The organism is bacterium (assembly GCA_024226335.1).
GTDB lineage: Bacteria > Myxococcota_A > UBA9160 > SZUA-336 > SZUA-336 > JAAELY01.
Genome location: JAAELY010000058.1, coordinates 1 through 2,663 on the forward strand (window position 1 = coordinate 1; position 2,663 = coordinate 2,663).

Here is a 2,663-nt window from a genome sequence, read left to right on the forward strand (position 1 = left end):
AGCATCGCCTGCACCCGGTAGCCCGGCACCGTCTTGGTTCTGGGTCGTGTCATAGATCCTCCTTCGTTGCCGCGTGTTTGAATCGCATGGACAGGAGGGCTCCGATGCAGAAGGAAAGCAAGGCAATCTCGCAGCTAAATGCGTTGCAAACCTGCCGCCACAATGAAGGCGATGGTGAGGCGATGAGGTAGCGATGGCCAAGTACTCCCGGACAAAGCGCGAGGAGGCCCGCAGGCTGTACCTGTCTGGCGAGGGATCTTCGGTGGCCGAGATCGCACGTCGAATCGGTACGAAGCCGCACACGGTCGGCGTCTGGCGCAAGGAAGAAGACTGGGACGGACTTCGTCTCAAGATCGATCGGCAGGCTGCTGAGAAACTCGTCGAGCAGTTGGCCACCGAGCGAGTCACCCTCAACGCTCAACACTTCAAGTTCTGGGGCGTAGTAGTTGGCCGCCTCTTCGAGACGATCCAGAAGAACGGACTGAACATCGAAGAGATTCGAGCCTTGGAGCGAGTCGCCGCGATCTTGGACCGAGCGCAAAAAGGGCAGCGCCTTGCACGCGGCCTTTCCCTCGACGGCCACACAGAAGAACAGATCCGCGCCCAAGCCGAAGCCGACGGTCGCTCCCTCGTCGATCTGTTCCTCGACGTGGTGAAGCAGGAAGTCCAAGACGAAGACACTCGCGATCGAATTGCCCGCGCACTGCTCGACCAATGTCCTACCGAGTCGGAGGCCACCGAGGATGTCGCGTAGAGCTATCCCGCAAGCATTCCGAGGCTACGTACGCAGTCGCATCTCCGAGATCGCACGGCCAGCTACCCGAGCCGTCAGCGAACCGCTGGCAGACTGGGCTCTGCGCCGCGTCAGGCTCGACGGGCGACCGTTCCGGTTCGAGGGTCACGAATACCTGAGGGCCATCTACGACGACACCGCACCACACATCGTCCTGTCGAAGGCTGCGCAGATCGGCGGAACGACCTGGGCGATCCTGAAAGCGTTCCACGCTTGCGTGATGGGCCTCAACTGCATGTACTTCTTCCCGACTCGCACCGACGTGCTGGAGTTCTCAAAGTCTCGCGTTGGGCCGCTACTGGGAGACAACCAGTTTCTCAAACGACTGTTGAAAGACACAGACACCGCGGGACTGAAACGGATCGGTTCGGCCTACCTGTACCTCCGCGGCATGCAGTCCACTGTCGGCATGAAGTCGGTGCCTGCCGACATGATCGTGTTCGACGAACTCGATGAGGCGACGCCCGACGCCAAGAGCATGGCCCGTGAACGATTGGCCCACTCTGACTTCAAACGGATTATCGAACTGTCGAACCCATCCTTGCCGAACTACGGCATCGACGAGGTGTACCAACTCTCGGACCAGCGCCACTGGACGATCCGGTGCGAGCATTGCACGACCTGGACGGCGCTCGACAAGGAGTTCCCCGAGAAGCTGGGCCAGGAGGTCCGTATCATCCGCGAGCGCGAGGATGGCGAATACTATCGGGCCTGCCCGAAGTGCGATGCAGAGCTAGACATCGAGGCAGGGGAATGGGTGCCAGACTTCCCCGATCGCAAGACCCATGGTTACCGAATCTCACAGCTGTTCTCGTCGAAGGTGGACCCTGGCGAGATCATGGAGGAATACCGCCGCACTCGATTCGCGGAACGGTTCTACAACTTGAAAATCGGCTTGGCCTGGGCGGACATTCAGAACCGGCTCGATGCTGCGGCGGTACTGGCTTGCTGCGGCGAACACGGAATGCTGGAGTCATCCGACCGGCCATGCTCGATGGGTGTGGACACCGGGAAGGAACTGCACGTGGTGATCTCGAGGTTCGCCGACAGGGACCGCAGCAAACGCGAGGTCGTCTACGTCGGCACCCGTCAGGACTACCGCGAGCTCGACGAGCTGATCGAACGGTACAAGATCCAACGGTGCGTCATCGATGCGCTACCTGAGATCCATGCCACGCGAGACTTCGCCAAGCGGCACTCGGGTAGGGTCTACCTCAACTACTTCGTCGAGAGCCAGCGTGGCTCGTATTCCTGGGATTACAGCGAACAGATCGTCCGCGAGAATCGCACCGAGGCGCTCGACGCTAGCCGGCAGGTAGTACGGGACAGGAAGGTCGTGTTGCCTCGTGGCGGCGAGTTGATGCGCGAGTTCGCCTCTCATATGTCCGCCGACGTGAAGCAACTGGTCGAGGACGCGGACACTGGAGCCCAGGCGTACCGTTACGTGCGGATCGGGACCGACCATTACTCGCTCGCCTTTACCTACGACTGCATCGCCTGGTCGCGGGAAACCGCGTACCGGCCCTTCGAGTGGGTGTGCAGCGTCAGCGATAAACTCCGTCCCGACAACATGGCCGTCGCGAAGTTCTGAGCGGCTTCAAAAGTGGCGCCTAGGTGGGTTTCCCGTCACCGATTCCGTTCCCGCCGACGCGATCATGGGCTCGATTCCGCTCCCGATCGTCGAAAGAGGGCGCAGATTCGGCCCCTGATGCGGCATGGTGGGGCGGTCCTGGCCCGATATGCCGCTTGCGTCGATTCAGCTAAGCGGTTTCACCGTCAACGAGTTAGCGCGAATATCGCCCTGCTACGGCCCGCCCGAGAGGCCGAAATCGGGCCGAAACGTGCCGCTACCGTGCCCATTGGACGCCCC

At 61.2% G+C, this 2,663-nt stretch carries 2 protein-coding genes; both read left to right on the forward strand.

Going from position 1 to position 2,663, the window contains the following annotated elements:
• The first annotated feature begins 193 nt into the window (after positions 1-193).
• Positions 194-754, forward strand: a complete 561-nt coding sequence (locus tag GY725_02935) for a hypothetical protein (GenBank protein ID MCP4003131.1) — start codon at positions 194-196, stop codon at positions 752-754.
• Complete coding sequence (locus tag GY725_02940) at positions 744-2,384, forward strand: phage tail protein (protein MCP4003132.1); 1,641 nt, start codon at positions 744-746, stop codon at positions 2,382-2,384. The genes GY725_02935 and GY725_02940 overlap by 11 nt, the downstream gene beginning before the upstream one ends.
• Positions 2,385-2,663: the final 279 nt, after the last annotated feature.